This window comes from Nocardia sp. CA-135398 (assembly GCF_050955845.1).
Lineage (GTDB): Bacteria > Actinomycetota > Actinomycetes > Mycobacteriales > Mycobacteriaceae > Nocardia.
The window spans coordinates 861,788-876,276 of sequence record NZ_CP192084.1 but is presented as its reverse complement, the minus strand read 5'-3'; the positions used below and the strand labels follow the sequence as shown (position 1 = coordinate 876,276).

General features: G+C 66.8%; 12 protein-coding genes. 2 read left to right on the top strand and 10 right to left on the bottom strand.

Annotated elements, in window-relative coordinates:
- Nucleotides 1–319 precede the first annotated feature (319 nt).
- Nucleotides 320–1,609, bottom strand: coding sequence for an isocitrate lyase (gene aceA, locus ACQP1T_RS04050; protein WP_433758614.1), 1,290 nt, complete (start codon nucleotides 1,607–1,609; stop codon nucleotides 320–322).
- A gap of 431 nt (nucleotides 1,610–2,040) precedes the next feature.
- Between aceA and ACQP1T_RS04045 the strand changes: the two genes are divergently transcribed.
- Nucleotides 2,041–3,162, top strand: a complete 1,122-nt coding sequence (locus tag ACQP1T_RS04045) for a lipase family protein (protein WP_433758613.1) — start codon at nucleotides 2,041–2,043, stop codon at nucleotides 3,160–3,162.
- Here the strand turns inward: ACQP1T_RS04045 and puuE are convergent.
- The 9 genes from puuE to uraD form a co-directional block, all read right to left on the bottom strand.
- Nucleotides 3,159–4,064: an allantoinase PuuE gene (gene puuE / locus ACQP1T_RS04040; protein ID WP_433758612.1), complete on the bottom strand. Its 906-nt coding sequence runs from the start codon at nucleotides 4,062–4,064 to the stop codon at nucleotides 3,159–3,161. The genes ACQP1T_RS04045 and puuE overlap by 4 nt on opposite strands.
- A gap of 5 nt (nucleotides 4,065–4,069) precedes the next feature.
- On the bottom strand, nucleotides 4,070–5,053 hold the full coding sequence (gene alc, locus ACQP1T_RS04035) for an allantoicase (protein WP_433758611.1): 984 nt from the start codon (nucleotides 5,051–5,053) through the stop codon (nucleotides 4,070–4,072).
- 68 nt (nucleotides 5,054–5,121) lie between these two features.
- Nucleotides 5,122–6,309: a DUF6986 family protein gene (locus tag ACQP1T_RS04030; RefSeq protein WP_433761963.1), complete on the bottom strand. Its 1,188-nt coding sequence runs from the start codon at nucleotides 6,307–6,309 to the stop codon at nucleotides 5,122–5,124.
- Nucleotides 6,310–6,350: 41 nt separating this feature from the next.
- Entirely contained in the window at nucleotides 6,351–9,320 is a 2,970-nt protein-coding gene (locus ACQP1T_RS04025; RefSeq protein ID WP_433758610.1) for a molybdopterin-dependent oxidoreductase, read from the bottom strand.
- Nucleotides 9,317–10,174 carry an FAD binding domain-containing protein gene (locus ACQP1T_RS04020; RefSeq protein ID WP_433758609.1) on the bottom strand — a complete coding sequence of 286 codons (858 nt, stop codon included), beginning with the start codon at nucleotides 10,172–10,174 and terminating at the stop codon, nucleotides 9,317–9,319. Before ACQP1T_RS04020 ends, ACQP1T_RS04025 begins: the two co-directional genes overlap by 4 nt.
- Before the next feature lie 487 nt (nucleotides 10,175–10,661).
- Nucleotides 10,662–12,023: an 8-oxoguanine deaminase gene (locus tag ACQP1T_RS04015; protein ID WP_433758608.1), complete on the bottom strand. Its 1,362-nt coding sequence runs from the start codon at nucleotides 12,021–12,023 to the stop codon at nucleotides 10,662–10,664.
- A 5-nt stretch (nucleotides 12,024–12,028) separates the two neighbouring features.
- A complete protein-coding gene (gene pucL, locus ACQP1T_RS04010; protein ID WP_433758607.1) occupies nucleotides 12,029–12,934 on the bottom strand; it encodes a factor-independent urate hydroxylase in 906 nt (301 codons plus the stop codon).
- Nucleotides 12,935–12,941: 7 nt separating this feature from the next.
- Nucleotides 12,942–13,259: a hydroxyisourate hydrolase gene (gene uraH, locus ACQP1T_RS04005; RefSeq protein ID WP_433758606.1), complete on the bottom strand. Its 318-nt coding sequence runs from the start codon at nucleotides 13,257–13,259 to the stop codon at nucleotides 12,942–12,944.
- On the bottom strand, nucleotides 13,256–13,759 hold the full coding sequence (uraD, locus tag ACQP1T_RS04000; protein WP_433758605.1) for a 2-oxo-4-hydroxy-4-carboxy-5-ureidoimidazoline decarboxylase: 504 nt from the start codon (nucleotides 13,757–13,759) through the stop codon (nucleotides 13,256–13,258). The genes uraH and uraD overlap by 4 nt, the downstream gene beginning before the upstream one ends.
- 140 nt (nucleotides 13,760–13,899) lie before the next feature.
- On the opposite strand from uraD, the gene ACQP1T_RS03995 reads away from it, so the two are divergent.
- Complete coding sequence (locus ACQP1T_RS03995) at nucleotides 13,900–14,487, top strand: nucleotidyltransferase family protein (RefSeq protein WP_433758604.1); 588 nt, start codon at nucleotides 13,900–13,902, stop codon at nucleotides 14,485–14,487.
- The last annotated feature ends 2 nt before the right edge of the window (nucleotides 14,488–14,489 follow it).

Genomic DNA, 14,489 nt, shown 5'->3' with positions numbered 1-14,489 from the left:
TGGTCCAAGGTATAGGGATGCCCTCCCCGCTGGGGCTGTTCAGCGGGGAGGGCGGTGTTGGATGGCCGCGCTCCGCGCGGCGTGTTCGCGGCCCCCCGATGTCTCGCGTCCGACCATTTCGAGCGACCTGCAAGCAGTCGCTAGCGGTGCCGTCGAGACTCGCGACTTCGTCGCATGCGCTTCGACGACTCGGACGCGAGACGGGCCGCGAACGGTCGCTCGTAAGACTCGCTCCGCCGGGGTCGGTTCAGCGGCGAACGCTGGTACACCCCGGTGTTCGACCGACTCCGACCGAGCGATGGCCATCGTTTGTGTCAGCTCAGTGGAATTGGCCCTCTTCGGTGGAGCCCTTGAGGGCGGCCGTCGAGGTGTTCGGGTCCACGGTGGTGGCGATGGTGTCGAAGTATCCGGCACCGACCTCACGCTGGTGCTTGATGGCGGTGAAGCCACGCTCGGCGGCGGCCTTGAACTCGCGCTCCTGCAGGTCGACGAAGGCGGTCATGCCCTCGCGGGCGTAGCCGTAGGCCAGGTCGAACATGCCGTAGTTGAGCGAGTGGAAGCCGGCCAGGGTGATGAACTGGAACTTGAAGCCCATCGCGCCGAGCTCACGCTGGAACTTCGCGATGGTCGCGTCGTCCAGGTGTGCCTTCCAGTTGAAGGACGGCGAGCAGTTGTAGGCCAGCAGCTGGTCCGGGAACTCGCCGCGGACGGCCTCGGCGAACTTGCGCGCGACCTCGAGGTCCGGCACGCCGGTCTCCATCCAGATGAGGTCGGCGTAGGGGGCGTAGGCCTTGGCACGCGCGATGCAGGGCTCGATGCCGTTCTTCACACCGAAGAAGCCCTCGGCGGTGCGGGTGCCGTCCAGGAACTCGCGGTCGCGCTCGTCCACATCGGAGGTGATGAGGGTGGCGGCCTCGGCGTCGGTGCGGGCGATGATGACCGACGGGACGTCGGCGACGTCGGCGGCCAGACGCGCGGAGGTCAGGGTGCGGATGTGCTGCTGGGTGGGGATCAGCACCTTGCCGCCCAGGTGGCCACACTTCTTCTCGGAGGCCAGCTGGTCCTCCCAGTGCACACCGGCGGCACCGGCGGCGATCATGGCCTTCTGCAGTTCGTAGGCGTTCAGCGCGCCACCGAAACCGGCCTCGGCGTCGGCGACGATCGGGGCCAGCCAGTTGGACACCGAGGTGTCACCCTCGACCTTGGCGATCTCGTCGGCGCGCAGCAGCGCGTTGTTGATGCGGCGAACGACGGACGGCACCGAGTTGGCCGGGTACAGCGACTGGTCCGGGTAGGTGTGGCCGGACAGGTTCGCGTCACCGGCGACCTGCCAACCGGACAGGTAGATGGCCTTGAGTCCGGCACGGACCTGCTGAACCGCCTGGTTACCGGTGAGGGCACCGAGGGAGTTGATGTAGTCCTCGTTGTTGACGAGATCCCAGAGGATCTCCGAGCCACGACGGGCGAGGGTGGCCTCTTCGACGACGGTGCCCTGCAGCTTCGACACCTGATCGGCGGTGTAGTTGCGGGTGACGCCCTTCCAGCGGGGGTTGGTGTCCCAATCCTGCTGGATCTCCGCAGCGGTCTTCGGGGTGCCGGCGTTCGACATCTCTGACTCCACTTCTTCGTTTCGGTGCCCCACGGTCGAGCATCGCTCGAACTGCTGTGGCGGCAATTTGCAGGCTTGCTAGGCCCATGGGGTGTACTTCCACACGATGGCACACCAGGAAATAGCCGTCTACCTGTTGCAAGTGTGAATCCGAGCTAGGTTTCGACCGGCATTTGCTAACTTTGCGAAATTTGCCTGCGAATTGCACGCGTGCAACCTACCCGCCGGTAGCTCTGACGTGCGGTTTTAGCGTAACGCTCGTACTGTTTGCGATCACCTGGCGGTCTACACCCGACGCGCCCGGAATTCCCGCTTTGTGAGCACCTTCACAAGCGCCCGTGTGGCCTGCGCCACCTCCAGATGGGCGCGATGGTTCGATGGACAGACTCGGTCCATCGCGGACAGACGTTCAGCGTCCGATAGGAGCTTTTATGCGGAAACTGTGGCTCACCGTTGCCGTCGTATGTGGTCTCGGCCTGCAGCTGCCCGCGGCGAGCGCCGATCCGGGCACGGTGGAATCCGTCGCGCCGCTGGCCGCCGTGGCGACGCCACCCGGTGCGGTGAATTCCAGCCGCATCCTCTACACGACGTCCACCGCGAACGATGTGCCGACGGTGGCCAGCGCCGCGGTCTACTTCCCGCCGGGGGCAGCGCCCGCGGGTGGTTGGCCGGTGATCGCGTGGGCGCACGGCACGGTCGGACTCGGCGACGACTGCGCCTACAGCATCGCCGGGCCGAGCGCGGTCGAGCGGGACTGGACCTATCTCGGCACCTGGCTACAGCAGGGGTACGCGATCGTCGCCGCGGACTACGCCGGACTCGGCTCGCCGGGCGAACACCCCTACATCAACGGACGCGTGGAAGCGCACAACGTCGTGGACGCGGTCAAGGCCGCCACCCGCCAGTACGCAACCCTGGCCGAGAAATGGGTGGTCGTCGGCCAGTCACAGGGCGGCGGTGCGGCCGTCTACACCGCGCGCTACGCGACCGAATTCGGTGGACCCGAACTCGACTACCGGGGTGCGGTCGCCACCGGTGTGCCCGCCTATATCGAGGATGTCGTGCCGCTGCTCGGCCCGCATGTGCCGCCGGTGAAGCTGTCGGATTACACCACCGCGTACGTGCTGTACATCCTCAATGGCCTCCGCACCACCTACCCGGAGCTGGACATCGAGTCGTACCTGAACGACTCGGGTCGCGACTGGCTCGCGCGGGCCCGCGAGGCCTGCGTCACCCCGCTGCGCGACGAACTCGCGGCCGACGGCGTGGTGGCCGGTGACCTGTTCGCGCGCCCACTGCTGCTGATCCCGGATCTGCACGGACTGCTGACCCGCTATCTCGGCCTGCCCGAATCCGGTTACGACAAGCCGCTTTTCCTGGGTCAGGGATTGCGCGACACCGACGTCGTCACACCGGAAACACTGCGCTTCGCGGCGGTGCTCGTGGCCAACCGGCAGCCGGTCACGTTGCGTGTCTATCCGGATGACCACAGCGGGGCGGTCAATGGGTCGCTGCCGGATTCGCTGCCGTTCGTGCGGAATCTTTTCGCCTAGCCACCGACCGCCGGATGCACCCGACGCCAGTGTTCGGCGATATCGATGCGACGCGCCACCCACACGTCGGCGTGCGACTGGACGTGGTCGAGAAAGCGTTCCAGCGCGGCTATGCGCGCGGGGCGGCCGACCAGCCGACAGTGCAGACCGATCGACAGCATCTTCGGACTGCCCTCCGCGCCTTCGCGATAGAGCACGTCGAAGGCGTCGCGGAGGTGGGCGAAGAATTGTTCGCCGCTGGGGAACCCCGCCGGTGAGGCGAAGCGCATGTCGTTGGTGTCGAGGGTGTACGGGACGACCAGGTGGTTTCGGCCGTACACGGTGACCCAGTACGGGAGATCGTCGGCGTAGGAGTCCGAGTCGTAGACGAAACCGCCGTGTTCGACCACCAATTCCCTGGTGTGCGGGGAGTCGCGGCCGGTGTACCAGCCGAGCGGGGCCGCGCCGGTGAGTTCGGTGAGGATGCGCACGGCCTCGGCCATATGCTCGCGCTCGGTGTCGCGGTCGGTGAGCTGGTAGGACTGCCAGCGCAGGCCGTGGCTGGCGATTTCGTGACCGAGTTCCCGAAAGGCGGCCACCGCCTCCGGATTTCGCTGCATGGCGCGGGCGACGGCGAAGATGGTCAGCGGTAGGTCGCGGCGTTCGAAGACCCGCAGCACCCGCCACAGTCCGGCGCGGGAGCCGTATTCGTACAGCGATTCCATGCTCATGTGTCGATTCGGAAAGGCTTGCGCGGGAGTCATTTCCGAGAGAAACGTCTCCGAATGCGGATCGCCGTCGAGCACATTGTGCTCCGCGCCCTCTTCGTAATTGAGAACGAATTGGACCGCGATCTTCGCACCATCCGGCCACTGCGGATCCGGTGGCGTCGCACCGTAGCCGACGAAATCTCGTTCGCCCACGCCGCTCAGCCCCCGAGTTCGCCGTAGAGGCGCAGTCGCGCGAGCCCGCCGTCGGGATAGATGTCCAGGCGGACCTCCTCGACCGAGGCCGCCATCGGCGCGATCGCGAAGCGGTGCCTGGTATCGGGCAGCAATTCGGTGCGCGGCAGCAATTCGAGTTCGGTGCCGTCGGTGGTGCGGCCGGTGAGCCGGGCCGAACCGGGGCTGTTGCCGAGGAAGTAGGACGTATCGATCTCGGCGAGGCGGATGAGGCCGGGTCCGGCCAGCCGGATCTGCACCCAGTCGTTGCTGTCGTCGCGGCGGCGGGCGGTTTCCCAACCGTCGCCCATTTTTCGCGCCAGCCCCGGATAGAGCAGCTGATTCGGCGAACTGTAGAAGCGGTTGGAGCAGTCGAGGACCAGGGCCCCGTTTTCCAGTGCGGCCAAGTCCAGGGGGCCCAGGCCGAGCAGCTTCGGGTCGGGCCTGCCCTCGCCGTGTACCCGCAGCCGGGCCACGCCGCCGTCCGGGTGCATGGTGAGTTTCACATGGGTCCAACGGTTTTCGTTCTCGATCGAGAACGGATTGCGGCTGTCGCCGGTTACCGGGGCATGGTCGATCAGGGGCACCCAATCGTCGCGTTCGGCAATGGTTTCCGCGGCCGGATAGCCGTCGATCTCCAGCGCGGAGACCGAAACCGCGGGCGGATAGTTGCCCTTGAACCATGCGGTGTCCACCACGATGCCGCGGATCACTCCGGGTACGCCCAGGCGCACGATGGCGGAATCGTCGCCGGGGCGGCCGCGGTGCCTGCGGGTTTCCCAGCCGTCGTAGATCTGGCCCTTGTGTCCGAAGGTCGACGGTCGGTATTCCGACGGACCGGGATTGATCAAATTCTCCTTCTCGGCGAAGAATTCGTCATCGGCCCAGATGACCGAGCCGCCGAGCGGACGGACCGCAAGATCGGGCAGCAGCCTGAAATCCCCTGCGTCGCGCCGACCATCGCTACTCATAACACCTCCTGTGTAGTGGGCCGACCCCTCGCCCGGGCCCCTCGTGGAATCGCTACCCGAAGCTTCACTCATTTCGCCTCCTGCGGAATCGGCTCGCGTGCGACGAGCGCCCGCAGCACCTCGGGAGTCAGTACCGGAGCGAGTGCACGCAGTTCATCGGCGGTGCGTGCGCCGCAGTTCACGCCGCGCAAAACGGTGGCCGCCAAGGCTTCCGCGGTGGCGGGCTCGTCCATCACGCCGCCGGAGCGCCGGTCGAGGTAGGCGACCAGACGTGGCACCGCGACGTCGATGGCTCGACGGAAGAATTCGTAGGTGGCCAGCCAGCGGGTGATCAGGTGGCCCGGATGCATATCCCAGCCCTGGTAGTAACCCAGGCGCAGCGCCCGGTCGACGAGCCGATGATGGTTGCGCAGTGCGGATTCCGGATCGCGGTCCGGCACGATCTGGGTGGAGCCGTCACAGATCCACACCCCCGTTTGGGCCGCGGCCACCTGCATGACCGACTTCGCATAGTCCGCCGCCGGATGGTCGAGCGCCTGATCGGGCGCGGCGATACCGCATGCGGCGGTGTAGTCATAGGTGCCGAAATGCAAAGCACTGCAACGACCTTCGGACAGCCGGATCATCTTGGCGACCGGCGCGCTGCCGTCGGCGGCGATAATCGCCTGCGGGCTTTCGATCTGCAGTTCGAATCGCAGCGTGCCCGCATCGAGTCCGGAGCCGCGCTCGAGTCCGTCACACAGCGCGACGAGCGCGGAAACTTGTTCCGCCGCACGAATTTTCGGGACGGTGAAGACGAAACCCGGCGGCACGCCACCCGCGGCATCCAAGACCAGCTCGAGGGTGCGCAGAGCACGAGCGCGTTCGATAGCCGCCAAACCCTTCATCCGGATACCGAGGCTGGTCGGCCCACCGGATTGCTTCACCCAGTCGGCGAGTGCCGCGCCCGCATCGGTGGCGGCCCGGTCCTCCTCGGCGTCGGCGCGGAAGCCGTAACCGTCCTCGAAGTCGATGCGCAGATCCTGGATGGGTCGCTGCTCGAGTTGTCCGCGCACGGCGGGCAGCGCGTCGGTGCCGTCGATTCCGGCGAGCAGGTCGTGATGGCGATCGAGCAGTTCGATCGCCGCCGTGCCCCATTCGGCGGGGGTCGTGGCGGTGGCCCGGTCGGCGGGAACGTAGGCGGTATGGATCGGCTGGACCCGGCCGCCGGGGCCCGGGTACCGGGTCCGCAACTCGGCGTCGACGGTGTCGAGCATCGCGTCGACGCGAGCGCGGACATTCTCGGGTAGCCGTGTACTCACCCTTGGTCTCCTTCCTGAAGGGCGCGCCAGATCCGGTCCGCCGTCATCGGCAAACCGGTCTGTCGTACCCCGACAGCATCGCGGATGGCATTCGCCAGCGCGGGGGCGACCGGGTTGTACGGGGATTCGCTCATCGACTTGGCACCGAGTGGGCCCAGGTCATCGGCGGTTTCGGCGAAGTAGACCTCGGTGTGCGGCAGATCGGCGAGCTGCGGGATGTGATAGTGCCGCAGCGTCCGCGTGGTTACCTCACCTCGCACGGAGCGCATGTCCTCGTAGAGCGCGGTGCCGATGGCCTGTGCGACACCGCCGACCACCTGGCCGCGGCACTGCGCCGGGTTCAGCACCGTGCCCGCGTCGGCGGCCTGGACGGATTGCAGGATGCGCACCAACCCGGTCTCGGGCTGCACGGCGACCCGGAATGCCTGCACATTGAAGCTGACCGAGCGCGGGCTGCCCGCGTGTTCGCCGTATCCGGACAACGCACCGTCGGCCAGGAGTTCGGTGGCTTCGATCAGTCGATCGCCACAGCGGACGCCATCGGCCACCAGGACGCATTCCGCTTCGGCGCGACCGGTCAGCTTGGCCGCCCGGACCAGGATGTGCTCGCGCAATGCCACGGCCGCGGCGTAGGTGGCCTTGCCCGCGACGGTGATGCCGGTGGATCCGAAGGCGCCGGTGTCGTGTCCGACGACGTCGGTGTCCGATTGACGGATCACTACGCGGCGCACGTCGGTGTGTAACGCTGTCGCCGCGAGTTGGGCGTGCACTGTTGTGGTGCCATTGCCGAATTCGACTGTGCCGACGCGGAGTTCGTAGCGACCGTCGGGTAGCAGGGTGACGGTCGCTTCGGAGCGGTGGCCGCGCGGTGGGATGGTGGCGATCATGGCCAGCGCCATCCCGGTGCCGACCTGCCAGTCCGACCCTGGAGCGCGAACCCCATTGCCGCGCAGCAAAGCTCGTTCGGCGAGATCGATACATTGATCGAGGCCGTAGCTGCCGAAGTCCAGATCGCTGTCGCCGACTTCCGCACCGACGAACGCGTCGCCGGGGACGATGACATTGCGGCGGCGGAATTCGAACGGGTCGATATCGAGTGCGCGCGCCAGTTCATCCATGGCCGATTCGACGCCGAAAATGATCTGCCCGAGGCCGTAGCCGCGAAATGCGCCGGAGGGAATGTTGTTGGTGTAGACTGTCTTCGCCTCGACGCGCTTATTGGCGCAGCGGTAGACCTCGATGGATTCGCCGACGCCATGGAACAGCACACCCGCACTGTGATTGCCGTAGGCCCCGGCATCGGCGAGTACGTCGATCGACAGTGCGGTCAACATGCCGTCGGCATTCGCGCCCGCGGTGACAGCCACCCGCATCGGATGACGGCAAGTGGCACTGGTGAATTCGTCGGAGCGGGTGAATTCGTACTGCACGGGTCGGCCGGTGCGCAGCACCGCCAGTGCTATCAGATCCTCGGCCAGCATCTCCTGTTTGGCGCCGAACCCGCCGCCGACGCGCTTGGCGAATACCCGCACGCGGTCCCGCGGCAACCCGAATATCTGACACAACTCGTCGCGCACCAGGAACGGGACCTGAGTGCTGCAGCGGATGACCAGCCTGCCGTCCGCGTCCACCCAGCCGATACCGCCGTGGGTTTCCAGGTGCACGTGCTGGCCCCGCGGCGAATGCCAGACACCGCTGACCACCTGCGCCGCCGCGGCCAGGCCCGCTTCGAGGTCGCCGACCTCCCCGTCGATCTCGGCGATCACATTGCGTTCGGTATCGGCGATGCGAGCCGAATCCGGTTTACCGCCGTGCAGTTTCGGCGCTTGCGGCCGCAATGCCTCGACCGGATCGAATACCGCTGGCAGGATGTCGTATTCGACCTGTATCGCCCGGCAACCCGCGCGGGCGATATCCAGACTTTCCGCCACCACGACGGCGACCCGCTGTCCGATGAATCGCACCGTGCGATCCAGCACGTAGGTGTCGTCCGGATCGTCGACTCGGAGTTCGTGACGGGCAGTGGAAAAGGCGATGTCGGGAGCGTCGGCGTAGGTGAGCACCGCATGTACGCCCGGCAGCTTTTCGGCGGCGGAGGTGTCGATGGATACGATTCGCGCGTGCGGATGCGGGCTCGGTAGGACGGCAATATGCAGTGGGTCCGTGGGCGGCGCTACGTCGGCATCCACATCGGCGGCCGCATCCTGCGGACGGACATCGAAGGTGAAAGGCTCTGTGCCGGTGACTACTCGCGGTCCGGCGGGGGCACCGACATCGGTGCCCGCATGCCCAGCGCCACCTACCGTGGCGACATCGAGGTCCGTGTCGCCAGCGCCACCTACCGCGGCAACATCGGCACCCACGTGCCCAGCGCCACCGATCGCGGCGGCATCGACGCCCGCATCGCCAGCGCCACCTATCGCGGCAACATCGGCACCCGCATGCCCAGCGCCACCGACCGTCGGGACATCGGTGCCCGCATGCCCGACGCCATCTACCGTGGCGACATCGGGGTCCGTGTCGGGCGCGGTACCGACCAGCGCATCGGCAATGGCGCGATATCCGGTGCAGCGGCAGAGGTTTCCCTTCATGAGCTCCGGTAGGTCCGCCGGGTCCGGAGCGGCCGGGCCGTCACAGCCGAGGCCCGCGGCGGTGACCACCATGCCCGCGGTGCAGAAGCCGCATTGGAAGGCGGCGGAGTCCAGGAAACGTTGCTGGACCGGGTGCGGCTCATCGGGGGTGCCCAGTCCGGCGGCCGTGGTTATGGTGCGGTCGGCGGCACGGTAGGCGGGAATGATGCACGAGTGCACCGGAATTCCGTCGAGCTGCACGGTGCACGCACCACAATCGCCCGCATCACAACCTTTCTTCACCGCGAAATGGCCGTGTTCGCGCAATAACGTGCGCAGGCACTGCCCGGGACGCGGCTCGGCCTGCACCGACTGACCGTCGACCTCGAATCTCATTGCTCGTCACCGACTTCAGCGCGTAGCTCGGCAGCGACCTCACCGGCGAGCACACCGGCGACATGCCGACGCCAGTCCGGTGCGCCGTGCGGATCGTCGAACCACAGCGACGGGTCGATGTCCGCCACCGCACCCCGTACCTCGGCAGCACCGGGCATCGCATCGAAATCCAGCACTATCGGCTTTGTCGTCGCGGCGGTGATAGTCAGCGCGCAGCGTCCCTCGACCTCGCGCCGACCCATGACAACCGCACCGGAGCGACCGAGCGGAGCCAGCGCGATCTTCCGGAATGCGGTGCGCGCGAGCAGACTTCGAGTCGGAACGGTGATCGATCGCAACACTTCCCCCGAGGCGAGAACGTTACGTCCCGGCCCGAGCACGAACTCCCGCAAGGGAATCCGCCGATCCGAGCCATCCGGCGACCACACCAGCGCGACACCGTCCAACGCCACCAGCGCCCCCGACACCGCCCCGGCGGGCAACGACAGACACACATTCCCACCCACCGTCGCCGTCCGCCATATCTTGTGCGACGCCACCAATGCCCGGCACGCCCGCGCGAACAACGCCGTCCCCGGCCACTGCGCCCGCAACACCTCCGCCCCCAATTCCCGCCCCACCCCGGCCCCCGCCAACTCCGCCAACGTGCAGGTGGCCGCGATCTCCAACCCCTCCCGCGTCTCCGTCAACGCAGGCCACCCGAGTGCGGTGATATCGACCAGGCGATCCAACTCCTCCTGCGGTTCCGAGAACAAGAACGTCCCCCCGGCGAGCACCCCACATGACCCGCCCAAAAAGCCGAGGTCAGCCCGCCCCCGAGCCACAACCACATCCCGAATCGTGTCCAGATCCACGCCACACCTCGCTCCACTACCGCTGCCGCCACAGTAGAAGCCGTGGGTTGCCGCAATGTTGCGCAACACCCGCCCCAGGTTGCGCGGCCGTTACCCGCCGGATGCGCGCCCACGCCCTCGGCCACCGAGCCACGCAGTCCGAGACGCCTCTGTTCCAGTATCCAGCAATACCGTCTGATCAGGACATTCGCCTCAGCCAGACCTCCCCGGATACGCGTTTGCCGCCAAGTGCCATCCCAGGCCGTACACGGCGGACCGGGCCTCGTTGCCCACCCGGGTGCAGCCGTCACACGATTGAACCGTCGCTGGAGCAAGGCGTTGCGGCGTCAGAACGCCGAGCGGGATTCGCAGCCGATGCGCTAGCTGGAATCGCCGGACATCCGCAGCCTCGGAGATGGCTCGATCGGCCTGTCCAACTCTTGCGTTCGGCGCCTGTTCCGATCATGACCGGGTCCTGGTCCGTGCTGCACACCTGCGGGTGACGGCGCTACCCCGCCTTCGCGACCAACGCCGCCTGTGCGTGCGCGACCTCGCCGCCGATTTTCTCCTCGTCGACGGTGCGCACCTCGCCATCCCGAACTACCGTGCGCCCGTTGACGATCAATGCGGCCAGCGGCGGTGCGGAACCGAGAATCAACGCGGTGACGGGATCATCGATGCCCGCGTGTGCGGGCGTATCGAGCCGCCACAGCGCGAGATCGGCGAGCTTGCCCGGTTCGATAGACCCGATTTCGGCTTCCCGCCCCAACACCCGTGCTCCGCCGATAGTGGCCAGCTCCAAGGCTTTTCGAGTACTGATCGCCCGCGGCCCGCCCTTGGCTCTGGCATAGAGCAGCGCATTGCGCGGCTCCTCGATCATCGAACTGGATTCATTGCTGGCCGCACCGTCCACACCGAGCCCCACCGGCACTCCCGCCCCGACCAGATCGGCCGTGCGCGCCGTGCCCGCACCGATCCGGGCATTCGAAGTGGGGCAATGTGCCACGCCGGTACCGGTTTTCGCCATGGTGGCGATGGCGGCATCATCCAGGTGGATGCCATGTGCGTACCAGACATCCGAGCCGAGCCAGCCGAGCCCCTCCATGTACTGCGCGGGTGTGCAGCCGAATTTATCCGCACAGAACTGCGCTTCATCGATCGTCTCGGCCAGATGCGTATGCAGACGAACGCCGAGATCCCGTGCCAGCACGGCGGATTCGCGCAGCAACTCGGTGGTCACCGAAAACGGCGAACACGGTGCGAGGGCGATCCGCAGCATCGAATCGAACGACGGATCATGCCAGCGCGCAACGGCATCCGCGCTCGCGGCGAGAATGGCGTCGAGGCTCTCCACCACCTCGTCGGGCGGCAGGCCGCCCGAACTCCGCCCGAGATCCATCGAGCCGCGGGTCGGATGGAATCGCACCCCGACCTCGGCGGCCGCGGCGATCTCCGCGCCGAGCAGATCGCCGCCTTCGCGCGGGAATACGTAGTGATGGTCGGTGGACGTAGTGCAACCGGTGCGGGCCAGCGCGGTGAGCGCACCGGTCGCGGCCACACGAACCGCGTCTTCATCGATGCCAGCCCAGATCGGATAGAGCGTGGTCAGCCATTCGAACAGGGTGTTATCCGCCGCCAGGCCCCGGGTGATCCACTGGTAGAGATGATGATGGGTATTCACCAGCCCGGGCGTGAGCAGGCAGCCACGGCCATCGATGCGGTGCACATCCGCGCCGAGATCGGGCGCATCACCCGCACCGACCGCGGTGATCCGATTGCCCCGCACCGTCACATACCCGCGGCGGTATTCGGTGCCGTTCGGATCGACGGTCGCCACGGCGCACCCGTCGATGACGGTCGTTGTCGTCATGGCACCTACGGTAGCCATGCCGGCCCGGCTTCCGGGGCATCTTCCCGCTGCACAGTGGCATGGATGAGCCCATACGGCCGATCGTCGGCGTGAAAGACCTCGCCGTTGTTCTCGATGCCGAATCGAGCGAGGTCGTAGTCGAAATGATGCTTATTCGGTGCGGTCAGCCGGATTTCGGCGAGCACAGGAAAGGCCTCGAGCGCGGCCTTGCCCATCTCGAACAGCGTCTGCTGCATAGCCTTCGAATGCAGCGTCGCGAAGACCTCGACCATCCGCTGCCGGACGCCCGCGTACACCGCATCCCAGTCCACGCCGGTCGTGGCGGCGAACCGCCACTGCGCGACCAGGGAGGTCGCGAGCATGCGGTCGTGCGTCGGCGCGAGCACGGTGAAATCGTCGGTGAGGAAGTCGCCGAATTCCGACCCGGTCGACTTGAGGATCACCAGATCCTTGACCCCGCCGATCACCCAGGCCTGCTGCCGTTCGCCCTTGCCCGCCACCGTGACCGTCGCGGTCCGCACCTCGGAACCCTGCCGCACCCAGGTGTGATCGTGCTCGCCGCCGTCGACGGTAACGCGCTGCCAGGCATACTCCTCGATCTCGATGCGCGCACTGTCGACCGGCGCGATCTCGTCGACGAAATGCGCGGCGAGGGTGCGCGCGTAGTCCTCGATCGGTTGCAGCCCAGGCTTTTTCGCGTACGCGTACGCGGTCTGCTTCTGGGTATCGGTGGGCAGTACCTTCGACTGGTCACCTGCGACATAGGCATCGGCGAAATCGCCACGCAGCACCGTGGTTACGTTCACATCGCGGATCTCGTGGCGCGGCTGGTCCCGGTAGATCCGGACGATGCGGTTCTCCGCCTTTCCGTACCGGTTGTCGGACAGCACGATCGGCCCGGTCAGCTCCATGAATGGCTCAGCTCCCTCGGTAGGTGGAAAAGGCGAAGGGCGACAACAGCAATGGGACGTGATAGTGCCGCTCTTCGATGACAACGAAGGTGATGGCGACCTCCGGATAGAACGATTCGATCTCGCGCGCGGCGAAGTATGCGCCGGTATCGAACACCAGCCGATACGTGCCGGGCGGCAATACCGCGGCGAGCGCGGCGATCCGGCCGTCGTCATCGGTGGTTCCGGAACCGAGCACCTCGGTATCCCGATAGAGCACCACCGCGACACCGGCCGCGGGCGCACCCGCGACGGCATCGAGCACATGGGTACTGAGCGAGCTCATTCGCCATCCCCGAGCAGCCGTGCCAACCGAATCCGATTGATCTTCGCCAATTCCGTTCGCATAATCCGCCTTTCGGTCTCCGGATCGTTTCCGAGCCGGGCGGTGAGCAATTCCAGCAGCTCGTCCGCGGACTTACCGGTCGCGCACACCAGATAGATATGGCCGAACTTCCGCTCATAGGCCAGATTGCCCTCGGCCAGCCCCTCCCGCACCGCATCCTCGGCCCGGGCCACCCCGGCCTGCTCACGAGCCGATGCCGCGGTATCGGGCCTGGCACCGATGCGCGGATGTCCGTCGAGGGTGCGATCGATTTCCGCCTCGGACAATTCGGCCAGTACCGCATCGGCCCTCTCGAATAGGGCATCGACATTCGGGTACGGCCGCCCGGCGACCAGCGCACGCGCCCATTCCGGCGAAGAGCAACACACGAGCAAGGCCGCATTCGCCTCCGCTTCGGGCAATGCGTCGAATTCCGCGAGGCCCAACCCGTCGTATGTCATCGGACCAGCATCGAATACGACCGACCCGGTCGCCAGTCGAACGGGATAGATCACTTCCGGCGTGTCGTAGGCGTCCGACTGTCGACGTCACAGCACTTTTCCGTAACCAATCGGCTACGCGGCCGGGCTACCGTCTTCACATGGCTGCATCACCCGAACCGGTCTGCGCGGGCATTGTCCTGGCCGCGGGCGCCGGAACGCGTTACGGGATGCCCAAGGCATTGGCCGAGGGCGGCGCCTGGCTGCGGTCGGCGGTGGCGGCACTGCGCGACGGTGGCTGCGATCCGGTGATCGTGGTGCTCGGCGCGACCGGACCGTCACCGACCGCGGTCGACCTACCCGAGGGTGTCGATCATGTGTGGGCAGCCGACTGGGCCACCGGACTCGGGGCCTCGCTGCGGGCGGGTTTGCGAGCCGTCGCGCACACGCCCGCCGAGTACGTCGCGATCATGCCGGTGGATACGCCCGATGTCGGGGCGGATGTGGTCGCGCGGGTGGTCGCCGCAGCGTATGCGGCACCGACCGGCCTGGCCAGAGCTGTGTTCCACAGCACACCCGGACATCCGGTCGTGATGTCGGATAGGCATTGGACCTCGGTGTATCAAGCCGCCGTTAGAGATTCCGGCGGGCGCACCTATTTGATCGGTAATAACGATATGGTGTGCGTCACGTGCGACGATTTGGCGACAGGCGATGATCGTGACTTCCCGGCCACGCCGCACGCGTGAGC

Bases quoted from the DNA above. Each gene is read 5' to 3' on its own strand.
- pucL (WP_433758607.1), bottom strand. From the start codon at position 12,934: ATGGAGCTGACCGGGCCGATCGTGCTGTCCGACAACCGGTACGGAAAG.
- ACQP1T_RS04045 (WP_433758613.1), top strand. From the start codon at position 2,041: ATGCGGAAACTGTGGCTCACCGTTGCCGTCGTATGTGGTCTCGGCCTG.
- uraD (WP_433758605.1), bottom strand. From the start codon at position 13,759: ATGACATACGACGGGTTGGGCCTCGCGGAATTCGACGCATTGCCCGAA.
- uraH (WP_433758606.1), bottom strand. From the start codon at position 13,259: ATGAGCTCGCTCAGTACCCATGTGCTCGATGCCGTCGCGGGTGCGCCC.
- ACQP1T_RS04030 (WP_433761963.1), bottom strand. From the start codon at position 6,309: ATGCTCGACACCGTCGACGCCGAGTTGCGGACCCGGTACCCGGGCCCC.
- aceA (WP_433758614.1), bottom strand. From the start codon at position 1,609: ATGTCGAACGCCGGCACCCCGAAGACCGCTGCGGAGATCCAGCAGGAT.
- ACQP1T_RS03995 (WP_433758604.1), top strand. From the start codon at position 13,900: ATGGCTGCATCACCCGAACCGGTCTGCGCGGGCATTGTCCTGGCCGCG.
- ACQP1T_RS04025 (WP_433758610.1), bottom strand. From the start codon at position 9,320: ATGAGATTCGAGGTCGACGGTCAGTCGGTGCAGGCCGAGCCGCGTCCC.
- alc (WP_433758611.1), bottom strand. From the start codon at position 5,053: ATGAGTAGCGATGGTCGGCGCGACGCAGGGGATTTCAGGCTGCTGCCC.
- ACQP1T_RS04015 (WP_433758608.1), bottom strand. From the start codon at position 12,023: ATGACGACAACGACCGTCATCGACGGGTGCGCCGTGGCGACCGTCGAT.